Source organism: Rhizobium sp. SRDI943, assembly GCF_057653695.1.
The window spans coordinates 3,460,633-3,482,047 of the sequence record NZ_CM172787.1 but is presented as its reverse complement, the minus strand read 5'-3'; the positions used below and the strand labels follow the sequence as shown (position 1 = coordinate 3,482,047).

The window sequence follows — 21,415 nt, the reverse complement described above, 5'->3', positions numbered from 1 at the left end:
CGCTCTTGGCGCGCACGAGCCGCGGAAATCTCTTAAGAGCCGGGTTCGTCTACTCGCCCTGTCGTAAGTTGCGAAGTCGGTCGAAAAGGACGGCGAGCACGATTGCGCCACCGATAAAGCAACCTTGCCAGAACGCGTTGATGCCGAGCAAACCAAGACTGTTACGGATGACCTCGATGAGTGCGGCGCCGACCAAGGCTCCAAAGGCGGTGCCGACGCCGCCCGCCAGATTGGCGCCGCCGATAACCGCGGCGGCAATGACCTGAAGTTCCATCCCGGCGCCGATGTTTGTGGTGACGGCGCCGAGCCAGCCGGTCTGAATGATGCCGGCAACCCCCGCCGACAGGGCAGAAATCATATAGACGATGACCTTGATCCTCGGCACGGGAACGCCTGTCAGTGTCGCGGCGTGCTCATTGCCGCCGATCGCAAAGACATAGCGGCCGAACTTGGTCCAGCGCAGCACGAAACCGGTAATGAGTGCCAGCACGACCATGTAAAGCACTGGATTGGCGATGCCAAAAACCCAGGCGCCGCCACCCAGCGCCAATAGTTTGTCGTGATCAGGTCCGAATTCAAAAACCACAGTGTTGTTGGATGCAACCATCGCAAGGCTGCGCGCAATCGACAACATGCCGAGCGTGACGACGAAAGGGGGGAAGCCGAGATAGGCAATCAAGACGCCGTTGAAAGCGCCGACCAAAAGAGCCGTACCGATCGAGGCGGCGATGCCGACTTCAATACTGTATCCCGCATGCATGACGACTGCCAACACCATGCTGCACAGGCAAAGTACGGAGCCGACGGACAAATCGATGCCGCCGGTGATGATGACCAGCGTCATGCCCAGCGCGATAATTGCGACGAAGGTGACGTTGCGGGTGATGTTGTAGATGTTCTTCGCCGTCGCAAAGGAGTCCGTTGCCATCGACAGAAAAATGCAGGCTAGAATGACTGCAATCAGCACCCAGAATGTCTGGCCGCTCATGATCGTTGCAAGCCAGCTCCGTTGCTTCTGTCCGATCGTTTGGTCAAGTGTAATCGCCATCGTCGACCTTCTTCCTTCCTGTTGCAACGGATAGCATCGATCACACCTGTTCGATGGCGCCGGTGATCAGTCCCGTTACTTCCTCCGGCGAACTTGCCGCAATCTGCTTGTCGGCTACTTTTCTGCCTCGCCGCATCACGATCACACGGTCGGCGACCGAAAAGACGTCGGGCATGCGGTGGCTGATCAGGACAACGACAATGCCCCGGTCCCGCAATTGGCGGATCAGATTCAGAACCTCAGCGACCTGGCGCACGGAAATGGCTGCGGTCGGCTCGTCCATCAATACGATTTTTGCTTCCGACAGCATCGTGCGGCCGATCGCGACCGCTTGCCGCTGGCCACCTGACATTTGCTTGACGAGATCGCGCGCCCGCGTCTCGGATTTGAGCTCGCGAAATATCTCGCCGGCGCGCTTGTACATGGCCTTGTGGTCGAGGATGGGAAGAGGCCATACGCCGCGGCGCAATTCTCGTCCCAGGAACACGTTCGCTGCCGCCGTCAGATTGTTGCAGAGCGCCAAGTCCTGGTGAACGATCTCGATGCCATGCTGGCGCGCTTCCTTCGGCCGATGAAGCACGAGATCGGCGCCGTCGAGCCGCATGGTTCCATGGCTCGGCCGGAAGTTGCCGGCGATCATCTTCACCAGTGTGGACTTGCCAGCCCCGTTGTCGCCCATGAGGCCGACAACCTGCCCCGCTTCGAGTGAAAACGAAACATCGTTGACTGCCTGGATGGCACCGAAATGTTTGGAAATATTGCTGAGCTCAAGAACCGCCACCAGCCTCCTCGCCTCCCAAAACCTGCGGGCTATCCATCACACCAAACCCTGCTTGTCTTCGAGGCAAGGCTCCGGCGAGTTCTCTTTTCCAGTATCCTCCCAGGAAAAGCGATCGGGAGCATTTACGCAAAACCCTGTGACAGCGTCAACTCATTGTCCCGGCTATTGACCTTATTGTCGCAAAAATCTGTTTTGTCAGACAAATATCATTTGACGAAAGTGGCGCCCGGATATTAGCTATCAATGGGGGAGAAAGAGCATGCTGATCCTTGTGACCGGTGCGACGGGCAAGGTCGGGCGGCGCTTCATTGCTGGGCTGCTTGACGATCCGAGATTTTCCAAAGCCCGTATTCGTGCGCTTTGTCATAATCGTTTGTACGAGGCGACCGACCGTGTCGAGGTCTTCCAAGGCTCGATCGCCGATCGCGATGTCGTGGCAAAGGCGCTGGATGACGTTACCCATGTCGTGCATCTCGCCACATGCAAGGAAACGCCTGAAGACATCATGGATGTCACGGTCAAAGGTCTCTTTTGGCTGCTCGAGGAGTTCCGTGCGAGCGTCACGGCACGCCAGTTCATCCTGATCGGTGGTGATGCGGGTGTGGGACATTTCCACTATCGCCACGACGGCCCGATCACCGAGAACGCTCGCCATTGTGCCTATCCGGGAAGCTATGCGCTGTCCAAAGTCCTGGAAGAGGTGATGCTGGAGCAGTTTGGCATTCAGTATGGCCTCAATGGCTGTTGTCTGCGCGCCCCCTGGATCATGGAAAAGGACGATTTCAAGTATTCGCTGTCTTTTGGAGACGACGTCTTTGGCGGTCCGGACTGGAAGACGCTCGTTCCTGAAGACGCGGCACGACGCTATGCGGCGATGGGTACGGTGCCGCTGCTCTTGGATGCCGACGGACGTGCACTGAAACGCAATTTCGTCCATGTCGACGACCTTGTGTCGGCAATATTGGCAGCGATCGACAACCCCCGGGCGGAGCGGCAGCTCTTTAATATCTGCATGGATCGACCCGTCGACTATGCTGAAGTCGCCGCCTATCTCTTGCGCACGCGCAATCTCGGCTCTGTCGACATACCGAGCCGCTTCCATTCGAATTGGATGGACAACAGCAAGGCCAAATACCTGCTGGATTGGCAGCCAAACTACGATCTCGAAATGCTTATCGACTCGGCCTGGCAATACGAGCGTTCGAAGGAGGAGCCTCGCATCGTCTGGTATCCGGGTTGATTTCGTGTGGCGGGCACGCGGTGTCCGTCTGTTTCAAGGGAGGAAACTATGAGGAAGGCATTACTACTTACAGCCGCAGTTTTAGCACTGACCGCCGGGCAGGCCTTGGCCAAGAAGCAACTCGTCATCGTCGTCAAAGGCCTCGACAATCCGTTCTTCGAAGCAATCAATCAAGGTTGCCAGAAATGGAACAAGGAGAACCCCACGGCGGAATACGAATGCTTCTACACCGGTCCGGCATCGACATCCGATGAAGCCGGCGAAGCGCAGATCGTTCAGGATATGTTGGGCAAGGCGGACACGGCTGCCATCGCAATCTCGCCGTCAAATGCAAAGCTGATCGCCCAGACCCTGAAGACGGCCAATCCGACGGTTCCGGTGATGACGCTCGATGCCGATCTTGCCGCCGAGGATGCAGCCTTGCGCAAGACCTATCTCGGCACCGACAACTATCTGATGGGCGCCCGCATCGGCGAATACATCAAGAAGGGCAAGCCGAAGGGCGGCAAGATCTGCACCATCGAAGGCAATCCAGGAGCGGACAATATTCTACGCCGCGCACAAGGAATGCGCGACACGCTTACTGGCCAGAAAGGCTTGACCGAGCTGAAAGGCGAGGGTGGCTGGACCGAGGTCGCCGGTTGCCCGGTGTTCACCAATGACGACGGTGCCAAGGGCGTTCAGGCAATGACCGATATCCTGGCGGCCAATCCCGACTTGGACGCATTCGGCATTATGGGTGGCTGGCCATTGTTCGGTGCACCGCAACCCTATCGCGACCTGTTCAAGCCGCTGGCCGACAAGATCGCCAGCAACGATTTCGTCATTGGTGCCGCCGATACGATCGGCGACGAGGTCGCCATTGCGAAGGAAGGGCTGGTGACAGCGCTCGTCGGCCAGCGGCCATTCGAGATGGGCTACAAGGCACCGTCGGTGATGATGGATCTGATTGCCGGCAAGCCGGTTGAAGATCCGGTCTTCACCGGGCTCGATGAGTGCACGAAGGATACAGTCGATACCTGCATTCAAAAGTAGGTTTCACGGTTTGGCGCACCCGGTTCAAGGGTGCGCCGAACTGCCCCACGAGACGGATCGAGAGATCCGCTGGGCTTGACGCGCCCTGAATTCCGCGCTTTGTGCCGGCGTCAATCGCAGGCGACTTCCTCGTTATTACGATTGTTTTGATCATACGTGCAGACAGTCGAAAGAATGCTGAGGCAGTAGAAATAAATGCCTGACAAAAAATCGGGAAAGCCAACGGCTACGGTCGAGGTGGAGATGGTTGACCGCTCGACCACCACAAGGCGCCCAAATTCTCCCCGCATGACTGGGGCGAGTGTTCATGTGTCTTTGGCAGGCGAGATCGGTCTGCGGATCGTGCGCGGCGACTATCCGCCGGGCACAATCCTGCCAAATGAGGCAAAATGGTCGGAAGTCTTTGACGTCAGCCGATCGGCGGTGCGCGAAGCGATCAAAATGCTGATGGCCAAGGGCCTGCTTTCTTCCCGCCCGAAAATCGGCAGTTGGGTCGAACCCAAGGAACGTTGGAACCTGCTGGATCGAGATGTCTTGGGCTGGTATGCGGCATCTCCTGATCGCGAATCCTTTCTGAGGGCCGTGCAAGAACTCAGGCATATGATCGAGCCGGAAGCGACTGCGCTTGCTGCGGAGCGCCGAACTGAGGAGCAGATGACCGTGACCTTGCCCCCAAGTTTTATCCAGTTTTGAGTTCGCTCCAGCGGTTTTTGGTTGCTGTTGTTGGTTCGGTAGCGGCGGGTTGCGGTGCGGAGCCATTTCGGCTGCGCAGCACCGCATCACGTCGCGGGTTGAGTGTCTGAGCGAATTCGGCCGGTGTCAGCCAGCCAAGGCCTGAATGCGGGCGTTGATCGTTGTAATCGCTACGCCAGTTTGAAAGCGCGGACCGGGCGTGAGCAAGCGACGAGAACAGAGTTTCATTCAAGAACTCGTCTCGCAGCCGCCCGTTGAAGCTTTCGATAAAAGCGTTCTGGATAGGCTTGCCAGGCGCAATGTAATGCCAGTCAACTTTGGTCCGGTCCGCCCATTGCAGGATCGCGTTGCTGGTGAACTCGCTGCCGTTGTCGCTGACGATCATCCTCGGCTTGCCGCGCTCCTCGATAATCCGGTCAAGCTCCCGTGCGACGCGAAGACCGGAAAGCGATGTATCGGAGACGAGCGCCAGGCACTCCCTCGTGCAATCATCGACGACGGTCAGAATCCGCAACCTGCGCCCATCGGTGAACTGATCCGACACGAAGTCTAGCGACCAACGATCATTGGCCACCATCGGCACCAGCATCGGCGCTCGCGTGCCTATCGCTCGCTTGCGACCGCCGCGCTTGCGCACCGTCAGTTTCTCCTCCCGATAGAGCCGGAAGAGCCTCTTGTGGTTCACAAGGTGTCCCTCGCGCCGGAGCAGCACATGAATGCGTCGATATCCGAAGCGGCGACGTTCATGCGCCAACGCCTTCATTCGCTCGCGAAGCTCATGATCATCGTCGCGCCTGGTCTCGTAACGGACCGTCATTCGGCAAAAACCAATGGCTTTACACGCCCGCCGTTCGCTCATCTCATGATGGCTCATCAGATGCGCGACAGCTTTCCGCTTGGCCGCGGGCGTCACCACTTCTTTCCCAGAAGGTCTTTCAAGGCAGCATTGTCGAGCATCGCATCCGCCAGAAGCCGCTTCAGCTTCGTGTTCTCGTCCTCAAGCGTCTTCAGCCGCTTGGCCTCGGACACCTCCATGCCGCCGAACTTGGCCTTCCATTTATAGATGCTGGCATCGCTGACGCCATGCTTGCGGCAAAGCTCCGAGACCGGCGTGCCTGCCTCGTGCTCCTTCAATATGCCGATGATCTGTTCGTCTGTGAAACGATTGCGCTTCATCCTCTGGTCCTCTCAAATGGGCCAGAGCTTACTTCAAAATGGATTATTTCAACGGGGCAAGGTCAACCGCGATCAGTCAGGCCCTGCATGACATGGATCAGGCGACATCGCTCCAGCAGCGGACGGAATCCGATACGCGATTTCACATCGCGATCTTGCGCGCCTCGGGAAATGATCTGTTGGTACCGCTCGGCGTATTGATCGAATCGGCGCTGAACCACCTCTTCGCCCATGTAACGCGGGAGGAAGACAACTTGCGGTACGCGCTGAAACTTCACGAAAATATTGAGAAAAACATTCGACTGCAGCGGCCGAACATGGCGCGCAATGCAGTCCGCAAGGCGTTGGCAAATACCGACGACATCATAGCCCGGTGGTCACGATAGATTTTGCATCCTGTCCGGCTGGCGCGTTGCCGATAGCTTGATGCAGGGGAATTCAAGCTGCTACGGTCCTCGATGCCTACCCAAAACCCGCGGCTTGTGCTATTTTCCTTGGCAACCTTCGGGGGCTGAGCCATGCGTGGGCTGCTTGCATCGGTGACGTTGATTTTCACAGCGACGGTGGCCGCTGCGGGGAGCCCCTTGTTCGATGCCGTTGCCACCGGCAACACCGCCGTCGTCGAGCAGGTTCTGGCTACCGGTGCCGATGTCGACAGCCGGACACGCGATCAGGCAACACCTCTCATTAACGCCGCGCTCGGAGCCCAGCTTCCCATAGCTGAATTGCTGATCGGCAAAGGCGCCGACGTCATGGCTCGGAATTCAGGCGGCTTTACGCCGCTTCATGCCGCGGCCTTTTCCGGCAGCTTGCCGATCAGCAAACTGCTTCTCCACCACGGCGCGACGCTCGACGATGCGGCCAACAAAGCGGGTGTGACGCCGCTGATGGTCGCCGGTGAGGAAAACCACGTCGCTCTCGCCACGTTTCTTCTCGCTGAGGGGGCTGACGTCGGTCATGCGGAGGTTCATGGCTACACGCCAATCACGCGAGCGATCTGGAAGGGCAACACCGACATCGTGCGGCTTTTCAAGCGGCATGGCGCGCCTTGCCCTCCGGCCAGCCGCATTGGCGAAAAAGAATACGCGAAGTGCATGGAAATTCATGATTGAATAGGAGGCGCAGATGTATGCGGGGACCATAAGCGGTGCGCGAGGAATTGGGCATTCTATGGCGGTGATCCTTCTGGCTTTGGCAGCTGTCGGTGGATCGCGGGCTTTCGCCGACGACTCGGTAAACACGGGCTACTTCGGCGGCGTGGCGATCATGGGATACGACCCCGTCGCCTATTTCACCGAAGGCAAAGCGGTGAAAGGCTCCGAGGAATTCTCCCACGAATGGCTGGGGACGCCGTGGCTTTTCGCCAATGCCAAACACCGCGAAATGTTCATCAGCGAGCCGATCAAATATGCGCCTCAGTATGGCGGTTACTGCGCGGGCGAGGTGGCTCTGGGGTCGGTGACGATCAACGTCGATCCGGAAGCGTTCAAGATCATCGACGGCAAGCTTTACCTAATCTACGACAAGGGATCAGCCGAGGGGTTTGCCGCTCATGTGGCCGAGGCAGTGCCGAAAGCCGACAGCAACTGGCCGAAGGTCGCCGCCGATCTCGAACGGGATCAGTATCACTGACCGCGGCTATTTGACGGGCGAAAAATAGAAGACCTTGGTGGAGTTCACGTAAGCATAGCTGGTTTCTGCGGGCGAGTTTGCAGGTCTGTAGACCGGGCCGCAATCGGCTCGTCCAAATGCGTTTTCACTCTGCTCGCAAAGCATGTCGCCATTGACGAAAACCGTTCCGGTGATCATCTGCGTCGCCGAGCGGAAGGCCGCCTTGCCGTCGCGTTCGATTTGCATGAGTGCAGGGCTTCCTGAGGGCTCGGTCTTGCCCCGGAGGAGTTTACCGATGACGGTGCTTGCGATTTCTTCACCGTGCAGCCGATCCTGCTCATTGCCCTTGAAACCGAACGGCCATTCCGGCAGGCCGGCCTCGCGCAGGGCATCGAGGATAAACACCAAATCCTGCTCGTTGCGGAAATGGGCATTGCTGATACGCCAGCCCGCCAGGGAATCGCGTCCAGCCACAAAGCGAATTCCTTCGGCGACAGTTGCACGAGCGTCATCGAGGCGACCGGCACGGGCATAGGCCATAGCGAGTGGGGTAACGAAATCGCCATTTCCCGGAGAACCATCGCGCGCGCGTTCGAAGCTGTCGATGGCCTTCGTGTAGTCGCGCTGCAAATAAAACACCAGGCCGGCCGTATATCGGTTGATGGCGGAGAGGTTCGGATCGTGCCTGAGCGCCGTCTCGACGGCCGCGCCGGCTTCGGCATGATTTCCGGAGAACAGTTGAACGTATGCCAACGCCATATGAGCTTCGGCATCGGCAGGCCCAAGCGATACTGCCTGCTGCGCCGAGGCGACCGCCTGCTCGTAGCGGCGGTCGACGACTTGCATGACGGCAAGAACAGCGTATGGCGATGATAGAACCGGGTCGAGAGCCAGCGCGCGGCTTGCCTTCTCGTAGGCTCTTTTTCGCGCCAACGCGCTCTGCAGAACGTCGTCGTACGCGCTTCGCCAGACATAAGCGGTCGCATGCGCGTCGGCCGCGAAGGCCTCTGCAAAACCGGGGTCGAGCGCCTCCGCCTTGTCAAAGAGCGCCAGTGCCTCGAGCAGCCGGGAACGGCGGCCGGTGCGCGTCGCCTGCTCAGCACGAAGGTAGTAGTCGTATGCCTCGAGATTGGCGGTCGGCGGACGGGTAATCCGTTCCGCCTCGGATTGAGTGAGTTTCAGGCCGAGCGCTTCGGCAATCTGCCGGCTGAGCTCATCCTGCACAGCCATGACATCTGCCGCGGCGCGATTAAATCGGTTAGCCCACAAGTGGTCACCGCTTGCGGCATCGCTCAGCTGTGCATTGACGCGGATTTGATCGCCTATCCGTTGCACGCTGCCCTCAACGATAAAACGCACGCCGAGATCGCGTCCGATGTCGGCCAAAACGAGAGGCTTGCCTTTGTATGCAAACACCGAATTATGACCGATGACGTCAAGGTCCGAAAGCATGGTCAGATCGGCAATCAGGCTGTCTGTAATGCCATCGGTGAAATAATCCTGGCCGGCGTCGCTACTCAAATTGGCGAAAGGAAGCACCGCGACAGATGGACGTTGGGGCACAAATGGCCATTGCCATGCGAGGACAATCGCAGTGGCCGCAATCAACAGTGCTGCAAGTGTGGCTAGGACGACCGCCCGGCGGCGCGGCCGACGGGAGGCGACGACCTTGCCTGCCTCGGAGGGATCTAACAGAACACGATAGACGCGAACGGGATCGGCTATGTTCTTCAGTCGCTGCTCACCAAGAGCCGAGAAGCCGACATCAGCCTTGTGTACCGTGTGATCGAATGCGGTGCCGGATATGCAAATCCCGCCGGGCTGGGCAAGGCTCTCCAGGCGCGCCGCTATGTTGACGCCGTCTCCATGAATGTCCTCTCCTTCGACGATGACATCGCCGAGATTGACGCCGATGCGGAAAAGCATTCGCTGCTCGGGCCGCAGGGCCGCATTGCGTTCCGCCTTTTGTTGCTGGATTTTGACGGCGCAGCGCAAAGCATCCACCACGCTGTGGAACTCAACCAGAATCCCGTCGCCCATGGTCTTAATCAGGCGGCCGTGATGCGTGGCGATCTTCGGTTCGAAGAGTTCGTGGAGGTCGGTGTGGAAGCGGATACGCGTTCCCTCTTCGTCGATCTCGCTCAGGCGGCTATAACCGACCACATCCGCAATCAGGACTGCTGCAAGGCGGCGCTCCATATCAGCTCTTTCCGGGTGTCCGATCCCTTACCGATATCTTACAGCAGGTGCCGTGCCGTTGCCATTACAGTTGCCCGAAGTGGCATCACGTTCGCGGGTCACATGCTCCCGTGGAGAGGGCGTGACCTGAGGCTTGTCGCGCGTCCGCCATAACATGTGCTGTTCGCCGTATCGGCTCGACAGCAGTTCCCCTCAACATAGACCAAGATCTGAACCGGTAAGTCCTGCCTTACGAAGTCCTTCCACGCGGCGGTCAAAGTCCTCGGGGTTTCGAAATGGAAGGACCCGCCGGCGGCGCTCGACAGAAAAATCAGGATTGATCCTGAGTGCCTTTTCCCAGGCCTGCCGGCTCTCCTCCGGCCGGTCGAGGTGCCCATAGCATGAGGCAAGCAGGGCGTAGGCGGTCTCCGACTGAGAGTTTTGTTGGAGCCGCTGCTCGATGGCTGCAATCGCTTGTTCATACTCGCCGAGAGAAAAGTGCGCATCGGCGCGAAATTGGAAGAGAATTTCCGGATGGTGCGGATCGAGCCGCATCGATGCATCGAGTGTTTCCAGGGCGCCGGCGGGATCGCCGGAGAATATCTGGATATGGGCCATCAGCAACAGGAGCTCGGCGGAGTTGGGCTGTAGCGCGAGGCCCTGCTGCACCTCCGCCTGCGCCCGGTCCAGTTCCCGGTTCCACATGCAAGCCATGCCCAGTGCGAAGCGGCCGTTGGGCTGTTCCTCGGCCATCTCCACGGCCTTCTGCGCGAGATCCATCCCGATCCGCAGCGAGCCTTCCGGATCGGTGCTCCAGGCGTTGACGTAGTCTAGCACGTGGGTGAAGGAAATGAGGGCCTGGGCGGCCGCATATTGCGGATCGACGGCAATGGCGTCGGCCGCCAGGCTGCGGGCGGCTCTGTTTCCGGTTCGGGTGTGGGACGACGCCTGCTCGCGGCCACGTAACAACAACTCGTAAGCGTCGACATTGAGTGCGCGCCCTTGGGCTAATCGGTCTTGGTCACCATGCGTGAGGTTCAGCCTGAGCGCGGCCACGATCTCCTGCGTGAGCTCATCCTGAACCGCGAAAATGTCGGTGAGGTCGCGATCGAACCGGCTGGCCCAGATATGTCCGCCATTGCTGGCGTCGATCAATTGGGCGGTGACACGCACGCGGTTGCCGGCCTTGCGGACGCTGCCTTCGAGGACATAGCGGACGCCGAGCGCCTTGGCCATGGCAGGCACGGAGGCCGTTACATTCTTGTAGACGAAGGATGAGTTGCGGGCGATGACGTGCAGTTCGGACAGCTTGGAGAGATCGGTGATGATGTCCTCGCTGATACCGTCGGAAAAATACTCTTGTTCGGCATCGCCGCTCATGTTGTTGAACGCCAGTACGGCGATGGACGGCTTGTCGGGAACGGCCGGAGCCGACGGCATTTCGATTGCGGGCCGCACCTGTCGTGCCGAGTTCGGCTCCGGAGTTCCGATCTGAAGTGAATAGACCTGCATCGGTTCAGCGATATTCTTGAGCTCAATTTTACCGAGATCGGTGACGGCAAGATCAAGCCGCGCTTTCACCTGGCGGTAGGCATCTTCGGAAAGACAGATGGCGCCGGGCTTGGCAATTCCTTCCAACCGCGCGGCGATGTTGACGCCGTCGCCCATCAAGTCGCCGTCGTTTTCCTCGACCACATCTCCCAGATGGATCCCGACCCGGAACTCGATGCGATGCTCTGACGGCACGCCGATATTGCGCTCGACCATGGCGGTCTGCACTTCGATCGCGCAACGCACGGCGTCGACGACGCTGCGAAACTCGATGAGGCTTCCGTCTCCCGTTCGCTTGACGACCCGGCCATTGTGCACGGCAATTGTTGGATCGACCAGGTCGCTGCGCAGCGTTCTCAACCGCGCCAGGATGCGATCCTCGTCCGCACCGGCGAGGCGGCTGTAGCCGACCACATCTGCGACCAGGATCGCCGCCAGTTTTCGCGTCACGTTCGTAAGTCCCAATTCCTCGTCGGATCAAAGTAACACAGTGTGACCGACAACGCCGCCAAATCCGATTGCCTTCGCTAAGAAGCGGTCCGGTGGCCGGTTGCTTAGACTTGAAGATAGTCGGTGAACCTTATGCGATATCTGTGGCTAAGCTCCGTCTTTTAGAGAGAAGGCAAGGACGTAGTCGCCGACGTCTTTCGAATAGGGTGCGCCGCCAACCGATATCAGGACATATTGCTTGCCTGTTTTCGGTGAGACGTAGGTCATGGGCGTTGCGCTCGAGCCGACCGGCAGGGGGTATCTCCAGAGCTCGGCACCGTTCTCGGCATCATAGGCACGGATATAATAGTCCTGGAAGCCAGCGAAGAAGACGACGCCGCCGGCGGTCGCAGACGTGCCGGCGTAGCTCGGCAGGCCCATCGGCATAGGCAGTTTGGTTTTGATCTTGAACGGCCCGAGTTCTTCGGCTGTACCGGCAGGAACCTGCCACGCGATCTTGCGCGTCTTCAGATCCACTGCAGTGACGGTGCCGAAGGGCGGTTGCGTGCAGGGAACGCGGAGCCTCGATGTCCACATCTCGGTGGCCATGGCGTAAGGCGTACCGCGCTGGGGGGCGGAGGGGCCGTGCGCGGTCGTGGTGAGGGCAAAGTCGACATACTCCTCGCGTGGGATGAGTGCGAAGAGACTGGGGACGCGGATATCGTTCATGAAGACCCTGTTGTTGGGCAGATCGACCGATACGCTTCCCCAATTGAGGCCACCCAGATTTCCCGGCTGCTGGATCGCATATTGCGTGCCGATCGGGGTGAAGTCGCCGTCATAGCGCATCTTGCGGAAGGCGATGCGACATGCCAGCTGATCGAACATCGTCAGGCCCCAGGCCGTCTGCTCCGTCACGCGCTCCGCACCGATTGTCGGCATGCCGACGGAGTAGGGCTGCGTTGGGGAGAGTTTCTCTTCCGGCACGCCGCCTTGCTGCGGCACCGGCTTCTCCTGAACTTCGGCAAGCGGCGTACCGGTTCGGCGGTCGAGGAGAAAAAGCTGCCCGCGTTTGGTGGTCTGCAGCAGAGCAGGCATGGTGGCGCCATTGCCGTCAGGCAGGTCGATCAGGATCGGTTGAGCGGGCAGATCATAGTCCCAGATGTCGTGATGCACGGTCTGGAATTTCCATTTTTCCCGACCCGTCGTCACATCGAGTGCCACCAATGTCGCATTGTATTGATCGGCGAAGGCAGGGCGATTGACGCCGTAATAATCCGGCGTGGTATTGCCGAGCGGTGCATAGATAAGGCCAAGCTTGTCGTCGAATGCGGCCGTCGTCCACATGTTGGGCGTGGCCCGCGTGTAAGTCTGGCCCTTCGGCGGGAGTTTGGTGATCTCCGGGTTGCCGAGATCCCATGCCCATTCAAGCTCGCCGGTGACGACGTTGAACGCACGAATGACGCCAGAGGGTTCGCCGACCTCCTGATTGTCCGTGACCCAGCCTCCGACGACGATCAGGTTGCGGGCAATCAGCGGCGCCGATGTCTGGAAATAATAGCCCGTCTTGACTTCGCCCATGCCCTGGGAAAGCTGCACGGTGCCATTGACTCCGAAGTCCTTGCAGGGCGTGCCGGTCCTGCTGTCGATCTCCAGGAGACGGGCATCGATCGTCGTCTGCACCAGGCGCTCATTGCAAAGACCATCGGCGGACTGGGCTTCCGTCGGCATCTTGTAGTAACCGAGGCCGCGGCAGCGTTGCCAATAAGGCGCCGTCGCCTTGGGATCGAAAGCCCAGCGGGGTTTGCCGGTATCTGCATCGAGCGCTGCGATCACATCTGTCGGCGTGCAAGTGTAGACCGTATCGCCGATCTGCAGAGGCGTGTTCTGATCGGCGCCATCGCCTTTTCCGGTGCGATATGTCCAGGCGAGATCGAGCTTGGAAACATTGCCGCGGTTGATCTGATCGAATGGGGAATAACGATCTCCTGCCGTGGAGCGGCCATAGGATGGCCAGTCGGAGGGAGAGTTGTCGCCCTTGGCGGTTTTATAGGCGGTGATGTCGGCGGAGGGGCGGATGATCCCATGCGGCACGAAGCTGAGACCGAAACCCGCGACAAAGATGAGAGCGGTCACCAAGGCGCCGCCATAAAAGAGCTTCCGGTTGGCGGCCGGGGAAAGCGATGGTGCAAAGAGAAGGGCAAAGCCCGCCAGCGCGATGGGGGACATCAAGCGGGCAAACAGCGCCCAGAAATTGAGACCCGACTCCCATAGCGCCCAGGGAAGGGTGAAAACGGCGACCAGCAGGACGATGAGCCCGCCTGCCGTCTTCCGGCGCCACAGCAGAAGCGCGGCAACCAGATAGGCAAGCCCGATGATGGCGTAATAGGGCGAGCCGCCGAGGCGCAGCAGCCAGGCGCCGCCGCCGATCAGCGCCAATCCGATAAGGGCTAGAACAATACAGAACAGGGTGGCCAGAAATTTCATAGTCTCCTCATCCAATCCGCCGCCCGATCACCTGGATTCCAACTCCGACCGTCGCATGGCCCTCGGGAAGCACAGGGCCATGGGTTGATGGTCAGAGACGCGTCTTCGGGAGAGGGCTGCTCTCTCGTTCAATTTTTACCTGATGTACCTGTGGTCACTGACACGCGGCCCCGACCCGGCAATGATGCCGCCGCCGCTCTGCGGCAACGGCTTGCCATTCCAAATCGAGTCAATACTTCTGAAAGGGGCACAGATGGTTCTCGGCGAAAAGCTTGATCTAGCGAACGGGCGACCGACAGGATTCGACTATATGCGATTACTGTTAGCCTTTTCAGTGCTTTGGATACACACGGCCCGCGTCACTTATGGCGATGACCTGTTTCTTTGGGAGTCGCCATTCCGTCCTTTTATCAAATCAGTGCTGCCCATGTTCTTTGTCCTGAGCGGTTTCCTGGTGGCCGGCAGTCTTGAACGATCGAAGACATTGATCTCCTTTCTCGGTAATCGATTTATCCGGATCTACCCCGCTCTCGCGGTAGAGGTATTGTTGGCTGCCTTTATACTCGGAGCGATCTACACTGAGTATGACCTGCGTGACTATTTCACCGATCCTCAGTTCTTTACATATCTGATGAATGTCACAGGGCACATTCACTTCAATCTCCCCGGGGTATTCCTGGATAATCCTGACGCCGCAATGGTGAACGGCCAGCTCTGGACGGTGCCTTTCGAGCTTGAGTGCTATGCCGTGATCGCCGTTCTCTTCCTGCTCGGTGTGGTCAGGCGGCGGGTGATTGCCCTTATCGCCACGCCGGCTTTGATCATAGCCTTCGGTATTGCAAGATATTGGAAACATGAAAGCGATTGGGCTACTATGCCGACGACCGCGTCTGGCAATCTGCTCATTTGTGCTTTTCTTGTGGGGGTGACCTTCTATCTCTACAAGGGCAAGGTTCTTTGGGATATCCGAATTTTCCTCGCCTCTGTGGCAATGATATTGTGGGCCTACTGGTTCACCTCCTTTGGGGACTTCATTGCCATTCCGGCCATGGGGTATGTCACGGTCTTCCTTGGTCTTACCTCGCCCCGCAAGCTTGGCGTCCTGCGTGGGGCCGACTACTCCTACGGCGTCTTCCTCTATGGCTATCCGATCCAACAGGCGTTCGTGGCGCTCGGCCCCTGGGCGAATAACTGGTGGTTGAACGGCATCGTCTGCAGCATTGTTGCCGCTTGCTTTGCCGCCTTCTCGTGGAGATTTATCGAAAAGCCGGCGTTGAAATTGAGGAAACAAGTTACCTGGCTGGAAAACCTCAGTCTCCAACGCGGCGTAAAACGGCAACTGGCCGGCGCGGTCTCGAAATAGGTTTGTCGATACCGGCCTCGATGCCGGCAATTCCATCGCAGGTGCTGAACCGGCAAGGACATCAGCAGGGCTCGCTATAGCGGCGGGCCTTGTTTCGTTGTTGCGTGCCGATCACCTCAGATAAATATCCGGTCCATCGTAGCGGCCGAGTTTTCCATAGGCTGCTGCGCAACCCTGATGCCGTCGATGTCACGCTTGCCGGACGAGCGTAAGCCCGATCGTTGCCAGCGCATATGCGCTCGAGCGTAAGCCTATGGCCAAATTCATCTTTTCAGAATCGACAAATGAACGTTCAGTTCGGCGAGAGAACGCCGGGATCTGCGTTGCTGGCTCCCGTATAAACCCCCGAGAGCTAAATCTTTCTGAGGGCAATATCCAAGGATTTCTTGGATTTAATCGGGAGAACGGCCCCACTGGATGAATAGTCGAATATTCTCCGGCGCTGTTCCGTCGATTTGCTGGACTGAAGTTAGCAATATTTTAACCGCAATAGATAAAATACTTTGATCGGACTTCGTTTCGACTTCGGGTTTTGTCATGTCATCGAGGGCTGACGGTGACTTGAAGGAGGTGTGAAGAGAGGATCAGAATAATGCTGAAGAGCACGCTCGTCGTGGTTGCCGTCTCTATCGCCGCCGGAGCAACCATTCGCGCCTCGGCCTTTGCAATCTTTGCATTTCTGGTGGTCACGTCCTTGGGCGGCGTGATCCTGCTGAAAGGTTCCTCCTTGGCGGAGGCGGTCGTTTCTTGCGTCGAAGTGCTTGTATTGATGGAGATATGCTATCTGGCGGGTCTATTCGCTTTCTCCTTGTGGCATATTCAGAAGCGCCGGAAAAGGAACGCCATTACTGAGCGCTCCCATCTCACAGGCAAGCGTCCTCATGGGTAATGACATGACCGAGGCGGCAGAATTCTCGGTTGCGCTATATGTCAGGTGTAAAGCGCGCCGCGATCTTTTAGATTCGCTTGCCACGCCTTGGTCTCTGGTTTTGCGTATATCTTTATCGCAAAACCGCAACATAGTTTTATGCGACATGCCTTAGGAATCGACTTTGGGCAGCAAGGCGTGCCGGGAAAGCAGCGCCGACAGCGTTTTTGCCATGATCACGAAATCCAGCGCGAGCGTCCATTTGGACAAGTATTCAACGTCGAGGGAAATTCCGTTCCGATAGTTGACGTCGTTGTGCCCGCTGGTTTGCCAATGGCCAGTCAGGCCGGGACGAACGGCCATGTAGGCATAGGCATGTTCACCGTAACGCTGCAGCTCTTCCTTGGTAATGGCGCGAGGCCCGACGAGGCTCATTTGACCCAGCAACACGTTGACCAATTGCGGAAGCTTGTCGAGGCTCGACCGCCTCAAAATATCGCCGACGACCGTGACGTGCGTGTCGGTCGTTGCGTCGGACCCTGTCGTCCGAAACTTGAGGCAACCAAACTCTTTTCCCTTATAACCGATCTTGCGATGAGAATTGAAAACAGGGCCCCAATCACTTAGCGCGACGATGACCGCCGCCGACAGAAGGAGCGGCGACAGAAAGAATAAGAAACTTGCCGCAATGATAATGTCCAATGCGCGCTTCAGAATTCTGCTGATTAGACGGGGTTGTGACGAATTGAATGGACGCCTTTCCTGTCGAGCCCTGGCGAAATCCCGCCAAGGTCCGGTTGGGTTGATGCCCTGATTTTTTCCCGCCACCCGCGTCTCCGTTAGACGAATTCCAGAAATCACAGCCAAAGCTTTGTTTTAATGCAAGGTTGAAGTCTGTGACCAAGGTCATAATCATGAATAAATTCTTTATACTCTAAAGAAATTATTATGTATATTAAAAATATTACCTTTGCTTTTGGCTATATTCGGAAATGTTATTTAGTTTTATTTTAAAATTCGGTGTTGTTGTTGTACTTAGTGGATGTGTCCTTCGGATAGGCGATTGTCATAAATTGTATAAAAATTGTCATGCAGCCTCAAAGAATTGTCTGCGATAGAATTCAATATGAATTTTATGATATATAAATATGAGGATTATTCATGATAATGTATAGTTTTAACACGAAGTTTTTATTTTATTATTGTTTGACTTTCTAAGCTAACCTATTACGAATGTCGCTCCAGATAATATGTTATTTAGTCTGCGTGGAGTTGTGCGTATGGACGGGGCGATCAGCACCAGAGATAACAGAGCTAGAGGAAACGCAGCGCGAACAAGCGAAGCGGTTACTTGCGGGCCTGTAGGTATTGTTTACGACGGCCGGGCGGATTTGGATCACGAGTTCCCGTTTTACCGCTCGAGTGTTCGAAAGTTTCGCCGCGGTGAGATTATTGCCGGCGCCGGCGTTGTCCTTGACATGTTCGCCCGCGTACAGCGCGGAATGGTGAGCGCAAGCACCCCGCTTGCCGATGGACGAGAGTTCATCGTGGAAATCGTTCCGAAAGGCGGCTTGATCGGCGAATTGGAGGTGCTCCGCAAGCAGTCTCTCAGCCTGGAATATCGGGCCTCGTCGGATTGCGAACTGCATTACTTCGACGGTCGGTTGCTGCGGGACCTGTGTGCGAACGATCCGCAATTTCAGGTGAAGATCCTGTCGAAGGCGCTGGCACGTGTTTCCGAACTCGAACTGCGGATCATTTCCAATGCCGGATCGAGTCTAAGGCAGAGACTTGCCCGAACGCTGCTGCGTCTTTCTGCCCTCTACAGAATGGATGCGCAAAATAGCGGCGACGAGCTGATCATCTCCCAGCATGAGCTGGCCGCGACACTGCCGGCGTCGCGTGAAAAGGTCAACCAATGCCTGCGGCGCTTGCGCGAGAGCAAAGTGGTCGACGGGACACAGGGCAAAATCCGTATTCTCAATCGGAAGGCGCTGGAGGCTTATGCCGAGGGGGCGGGTCTCGCCTGAGGCGTCGCCGCGACAAAAAAAGACGGAATGGCAGAAAGCCTCGACAGAACCCGCCGCCGGCGGGTTTTGTGTTTGATGACAGTGCGAGTTGATGGACAGGCGGAGCAGGCTGAATGATCAGGTTGGCGCTTGTCTTCATGCACGGCGTCCCAAAATCGCTGCGCATTTTGGCGCGGCATACTTAGACGTCGCTCTCGGAAGCATTCCTCCAGTATTTCCAGCCTTCACCCTGTATGAGCCCGCGATCGGACAGGTCCTTCCAGCTTCTGTAGGTGCCAGTATCGTCGTAGACGAAGTCATCCATGTCCTTGCCTGAGGAGTATACGGTATATTCTTCCGTATGTTGGGACCGGTGTGCCGCATCGGCGACCTTGTGCACGAAGGTTGACAGGAACTTGAAATGCAGAAGGGCGCCGGATACGCCGAGCGCTCCGCGCATGTCGCCCAAATTCAGGGAGAGCGGCCAGACCTGGTGCGATGACTTGAGAAACAGACGTTCACCCGCCACATAGACGAGTGGTATCTTGTTGAGCGCGGGGCCGTCCCAGAGGCGGTCGTGGAAATAGACGCGCCCGCGAACGCCGCCCTTGATCCATATCGTCCAGTTGTGTTTGTCGAAATGCGCCACATAGCCGGAGCGGTCGAAGAGATTGCAGACCTCGAGCGGGTTGCGACCGGGTTCGCATATGTTTTCGAGAACGGGATGCGGGCTGTACATGTCGATCATGACCGAGCGGAGGGAATGGCCGCCCATGGAATCCATGTAGGAAGTCAATTGATCGATCGGCCGTGTGTCGCAATGCGGATAGACCAGGAACTCGTCTGCATCGACATACAGGACCCACTTCTCCCGGCAGTGGCGGTTGATGACTTCGTTGATCCAGTCGTTTCCGAACCTCGCCGCCTTGTAGGAACCATGAGCCGAAAGAAGGGAGACATCGTCGAAGCTGGACAGCAACTCGGCCGTGCCGTCGGTCGAGCCGTTATCGATGCAGATGAAGTGCTCGAAGCCGAGATCACGATAATACTGCAGGAAGAAGGCCAGCCGGTGCCCTTCGTCGCGGATGACGCAGATGACGACGTGGCGCGCCTGCTTGAGCCCGCTGCGCAGCAGGTCATAGCGAACCTGCCGAGCCTTGAGCGACCGGCGCAGGCGGGCTTTCACGTAATGTGAGATACTGGCGGCGGAAGCCCTATAACTCATATTCTGTCCTGAACATTATCCATTCCTGGAATGAATGGATGAATACTTGCGCTTCCGTCTGCAAATCCACGGCTCGACCGGCGACGCTGAGTTCAGTCACGCGGACATTCAGGTCGGACCAACCATACATCATCATACTGCGTAGTCGCCGACCAACAGGCCTTGGACCCGCGGGTGGGGTCCGTCTTTCTCAATCGCGTGTTCGATGCGTGCCCGTATCGACCTGTATTTATACAGCATCTTACGGTCGAAGCTTATTCCGCGATACAGCGAGTTGTAAATCGGATGCGCTTTGCGCAGGTCGACGTAGACCTGGCTTTCTTTATCGGTCCATGGAAAGAAGGTTCCATGCCACGGCTTCGGATGCGCCATATAATGGACGATCGACAAGGAGGACATGTTCACCAGATGAAGGAACTGTTTGGGAAAGTTCCAGCGGTTGGATACCAGGATGAGCGATGAACCGCAGACATAATTCAATGCACCCTGATCATGTTTGCCCTCGCACGCCTCGGGATTTCTAGCGAAAAGCTCGAGAGCCTCCTGCCCGATCCAGCCGTTTCGATGAAATTTCAGGACGCCTGCGTTGAAATAGTGGCTGTCCTTTCCGGTGTCGAGGAAGTCATGGATCGCCGTGTAATCGCGCGCCGCGAAAAACCTGCCCTCGGGCACAGTGGCGCTTTCGAACGCACCGAGATCGCTGACGATCTGGGTATCCCCATCCAGGTAGATGATCTGGGTATAGTTGGAAGGCAGTATCTCGCAAAGGACCAGCTTGGCCATCGTGCTGACGCTGATGCGTCCCTGGAAATGCGAACTGTCGAGCTTGCCGAGCGAGTCCTGCAGCGCTTCGGTCGCATCGGTCAATATGACCCCACTCCTTGCGAGCAGGGCTTTCAGCTCTTCGAAATTGTCGAGATGTTCCGACATCAGAACGCAGACGTCGGTCGCAGGGCTTGCGAATTTGCGAGCCTGAAGCGCCGAGAGAATGGTTGGAAATGAATACTCGACATCCGTGACGTAGACGACGCACTGGTTGTTCATGTCATCACCTTTCCGATTGTGCGCAATACAAGTGAATCGGTATTGTCTTTGCGAGGCGAGGGACCAGTTGTGAATTGAGCCGACGGGTCTGTCATATGAAGGCCCTGTTCGGTATATATAGGCCAGTATCCAGTGCGCTGGTGCTGAATCGGTGTCTGGCTGTTGGCGGCTTTTGTATGTTTCATTGTTGAGATATTCACCATGAAGAGTGCCTTGCCTGTCATAAGGCTATGTTTCGACATGTTGTTTCGCGGTACGGCGAGTGGTGCCGGAACCCTTGTCGGAATGCGGAGGGAAGGGGGATTGTGATGTTGATCACCACACTCGGGGCAGCCGTGATTTCGATCGCTGCCGGGGCGTCCATCCGCGCCTGGGCTTTCGCGATTTTTGCAATCCTGGTGGCAATCGGCTTCGGCGGCGTGGCTTTTGCCGGCGGGTCGTCCGTGATCGCGGCCATGCTCTCCGGTATCGCTATCCTCGTAATCATGGAAATCGGCTATCTGGCAGGTGTGTTCCTGTCGGGGCTTCTGCGGCGCAGTGCCAAGCTGCGCGAAAACAATTCCGTTGCAGATAGCGTCGCGACCACCAGCGAGCGCCCGCAAGGCTGATGTCGGCATAAAATCTACAGCATAGCCTTCTGCGACTGACCTCCGACGGCGCTTGTTCGATGGACTGCT

17 protein-coding genes and 2 pseudogenes are annotated in these 21,415 nt (G+C 57.5%); 10 read left to right on the top strand and 9 right to left on the bottom strand.

Features of this window, described 5'->3' with window-relative positions:
* Positions 1-49: 49 nt before the first annotated feature.
* Together AC245Y_RS17755 and AC245Y_RS17750 are read right to left on the bottom strand one after the other, a co-directional pair.
* Positions 50-1,048 carry an ABC transporter permease gene (locus tag AC245Y_RS17755; RefSeq protein ID WP_003542537.1) on the bottom strand — a complete coding sequence of 333 codons (999 nt, stop codon included), beginning with the start codon at positions 1,046-1,048 and terminating at the stop codon, positions 50-52.
* A 40-nt stretch (positions 1,049-1,088) separates the two neighbouring features.
* Positions 1,089-1,829 carry an ATP-binding cassette domain-containing protein gene (locus tag AC245Y_RS17750; RefSeq protein WP_017995035.1) on the bottom strand — a complete coding sequence of 247 codons (741 nt, stop codon included), beginning with the start codon at positions 1,827-1,829 and terminating at the stop codon, positions 1,089-1,091.
* Between the two features lie 259 nt (positions 1,830-2,088).
* Here AC245Y_RS17750 and AC245Y_RS17745 point away from each other — a divergent pair, with 259 nt between their 5' ends.
* The 3 genes and pseudogenes from AC245Y_RS17745 to AC245Y_RS17735 all read left to right on the top strand — a co-directional run.
* Positions 2,089-3,069 (top strand): NAD-dependent epimerase/dehydratase family protein, encoded by a 981-nt coding sequence (locus AC245Y_RS17745; protein WP_017995034.1) that lies wholly within the window; start codon positions 2,089-2,091, stop codon positions 3,067-3,069.
* A 48-nt stretch (positions 3,070-3,117) separates the two neighbouring features.
* Positions 3,118-4,104: a substrate-binding domain-containing protein gene (locus AC245Y_RS17740; RefSeq protein WP_012758783.1), complete on the top strand. Its 987-nt coding sequence runs from the start codon at positions 3,118-3,120 to the stop codon at positions 4,102-4,104.
* A gap of 195 nt (positions 4,105-4,299) precedes the next feature.
* Positions 4,300-4,761 (top strand): annotated as a pseudogene (locus tag AC245Y_RS17735) (FadR/GntR family transcriptional regulator); the annotation flags it as partial.
* Positions 4,762-4,783: 22 nt separating this feature from the next.
* Here the strand turns inward: AC245Y_RS17735 and AC245Y_RS17730 are convergent.
* Positions 4,784-5,973, bottom strand: a protein-coding gene (locus AC245Y_RS17730; protein ID WP_085989693.1) for an IS3-like element ISRle4 family transposase whose coding sequence is annotated in 2 segments (ribosomal slippage) — positions 4,784-5,724 and positions 5,724-5,973 — 1,191 coding nt in all. Because the reading frame shifts where the segments join, the coding sequence is not laid out codon by codon here.
* Positions 5,974-6,041: 68 nt separating this feature from the next.
* On the opposite strand from AC245Y_RS17730, the pseudogene AC245Y_RS17725 reads away from it, so the two are divergent.
* The 3 genes and pseudogenes from AC245Y_RS17725 to AC245Y_RS17715 all read left to right on the top strand — a co-directional run.
* Positions 6,042-6,359, top strand: a pseudogene (locus AC245Y_RS17725) (FCD domain-containing protein); the annotation flags it as partial.
* 132 nt (positions 6,360-6,491) lie between these two features.
* The gene (locus tag AC245Y_RS17720) at positions 6,492-7,085 is read left to right on the top strand and encodes an ankyrin repeat domain-containing protein (RefSeq protein WP_012758781.1); all 594 of its coding nucleotides are present in this window, start codon (positions 6,492-6,494) and stop codon (positions 7,083-7,085) included.
* Positions 7,086-7,098: 13 nt separating this feature from the next.
* Positions 7,099-7,605 (top strand): YHS domain-containing (seleno)protein, encoded by a 507-nt coding sequence (locus AC245Y_RS17715; protein ID WP_012758780.1) that lies wholly within the window; start codon positions 7,099-7,101, stop codon positions 7,603-7,605.
* A 6-nt stretch (positions 7,606-7,611) separates the two neighbouring features.
* On the opposite strand, the gene AC245Y_RS17710 is transcribed toward AC245Y_RS17715, so the two are convergent.
* The 3 genes from AC245Y_RS17710 to AC245Y_RS17700 form a co-directional block, all read right to left on the bottom strand.
* Positions 7,612-9,783: an adenylate/guanylate cyclase domain-containing protein gene (locus AC245Y_RS17710; protein WP_012758779.1), complete on the bottom strand. Its 2,172-nt coding sequence runs from the start codon at positions 9,781-9,783 to the stop codon at positions 7,612-7,614.
* Between the two features lie 192 nt (positions 9,784-9,975).
* A complete protein-coding gene (locus tag AC245Y_RS17705; RefSeq protein ID WP_017995030.1) occupies positions 9,976-11,763 on the bottom strand; it encodes an adenylate/guanylate cyclase domain-containing protein in 1,788 nt (595 codons plus the stop codon).
* A gap of 147 nt (positions 11,764-11,910) precedes the next feature.
* Positions 11,911-14,229, bottom strand: a complete 2,319-nt coding sequence (locus AC245Y_RS17700; protein WP_012758777.1) for a membrane-bound PQQ-dependent dehydrogenase, glucose/quinate/shikimate family — start codon at positions 14,227-14,229, stop codon at positions 11,911-11,913.
* A 142-nt stretch (positions 14,230-14,371) separates the two neighbouring features.
* Between AC245Y_RS17700 and AC245Y_RS17695 the strand changes: the two genes are divergently transcribed.
* Positions 14,372-15,592, top strand: coding sequence for an acyltransferase family protein (locus AC245Y_RS17695; protein WP_017995029.1), 1,221 nt, complete (start codon positions 14,372-14,374; stop codon positions 15,590-15,592).
* Positions 15,593-16,184: 592 nt separating this feature from the next.
* Positions 16,185-16,481 carry a hypothetical protein gene (locus AC245Y_RS17690; RefSeq protein ID WP_012758775.1) on the top strand — a complete coding sequence of 99 codons (297 nt, stop codon included), beginning with the start codon at positions 16,185-16,187 and terminating at the stop codon, positions 16,479-16,481.
* 150 nt (positions 16,482-16,631) lie between these two features.
* Here AC245Y_RS17690 and AC245Y_RS17685 read toward each other — a convergent pair whose 3' ends face one another.
* The gene (locus AC245Y_RS17685) at positions 16,632-17,288 is read right to left on the bottom strand and encodes a sugar transferase (protein WP_012758774.1); all 657 of its coding nucleotides are present in this window, start codon (positions 17,286-17,288) and stop codon (positions 16,632-16,634) included.
* Between the two features lie 452 nt (positions 17,289-17,740).
* On the opposite strand from AC245Y_RS17685, the gene AC245Y_RS17680 reads away from it, so the two are divergent.
* A complete protein-coding gene (locus tag AC245Y_RS17680; protein ID WP_012758773.1) occupies positions 17,741-18,490 on the top strand; it encodes a Crp/Fnr family transcriptional regulator in 750 nt (249 codons plus the stop codon).
* 181 nt (positions 18,491-18,671) lie between these two features.
* Here AC245Y_RS17680 and AC245Y_RS17675 read toward each other — a convergent pair whose 3' ends face one another.
* Positions 18,672-19,694: a glycosyltransferase family 2 protein gene (locus AC245Y_RS17675; protein WP_012758772.1), complete on the bottom strand. Its 1,023-nt coding sequence runs from the start codon at positions 19,692-19,694 to the stop codon at positions 18,672-18,674.
* Between the two features lie 132 nt (positions 19,695-19,826).
* On the bottom strand, positions 19,827-20,738 hold the full coding sequence (locus AC245Y_RS17670; protein WP_012758770.1) for a glycosyltransferase family 8 protein: 912 nt from the start codon (positions 20,736-20,738) through the stop codon (positions 19,827-19,829).
* A 308-nt stretch (positions 20,739-21,046) separates the two neighbouring features.
* Between AC245Y_RS17670 and AC245Y_RS17665 the strand changes: the two genes are divergently transcribed.
* Positions 21,047-21,346 carry a hypothetical protein gene (locus AC245Y_RS17665; protein ID WP_012758769.1) on the top strand — a complete coding sequence of 100 codons (300 nt, stop codon included), beginning with the start codon at positions 21,047-21,049 and terminating at the stop codon, positions 21,344-21,346.
* The last annotated feature ends 69 nt before the right edge of the window (positions 21,347-21,415 follow it).

Bases quoted from the DNA above. Each gene is read 5' to 3' on its own strand.
- AC245Y_RS17715 (WP_012758780.1), top strand. From the start codon at position 7,099: ATGTATGCGGGGACCATAAGCGGTGCGCGAGGAATTGGGCATTCTATG.
- AC245Y_RS17665 (WP_012758769.1), top strand. From the start codon at position 21,047: ATGTTGATCACCACACTCGGGGCAGCCGTGATTTCGATCGCTGCCGGG.
- AC245Y_RS17670 (WP_012758770.1), bottom strand. From the start codon at position 20,738: ATGAACAACCAGTGCGTCGTCTACGTCACGGATGTCGAGTATTCATTT.
- AC245Y_RS17675 (WP_012758772.1), bottom strand. From the start codon at position 19,694: ATGAGTTATAGGGCTTCCGCCGCCAGTATCTCACATTACGTGAAAGCC.
- AC245Y_RS17740 (WP_012758783.1), top strand. From the start codon at position 3,118: ATGAGGAAGGCATTACTACTTACAGCCGCAGTTTTAGCACTGACCGCC.
- AC245Y_RS17690 (WP_012758775.1), top strand. From the start codon at position 16,185: ATGCTGAAGAGCACGCTCGTCGTGGTTGCCGTCTCTATCGCCGCCGGA.
- AC245Y_RS17695 (WP_017995029.1), top strand. From the start codon at position 14,372: ATGTACCTGTGGTCACTGACACGCGGCCCCGACCCGGCAATGATGCCG.
- AC245Y_RS17755 (WP_003542537.1), bottom strand. From the start codon at position 1,048: ATGGCGATTACACTTGACCAAACGATCGGACAGAAGCAACGGAGCTGG.
- AC245Y_RS17710 (WP_012758779.1), bottom strand. From the start codon at position 9,783: ATGGAGCGCCGCCTTGCAGCAGTCCTGATTGCGGATGTGGTCGGTTAT.
- AC245Y_RS17700 (WP_012758777.1), bottom strand. From the start codon at position 14,229: ATGAAATTTCTGGCCACCCTGTTCTGTATTGTTCTAGCCCTTATCGGA.
- AC245Y_RS17745 (WP_017995034.1), top strand. From the start codon at position 2,089: ATGCTGATCCTTGTGACCGGTGCGACGGGCAAGGTCGGGCGGCGCTTC.
- AC245Y_RS17720 (WP_012758781.1), top strand. From the start codon at position 6,492: ATGCGTGGGCTGCTTGCATCGGTGACGTTGATTTTCACAGCGACGGTG.
- AC245Y_RS17680 (WP_012758773.1), top strand. From the start codon at position 17,741: ATGGACGGGGCGATCAGCACCAGAGATAACAGAGCTAGAGGAAACGCA.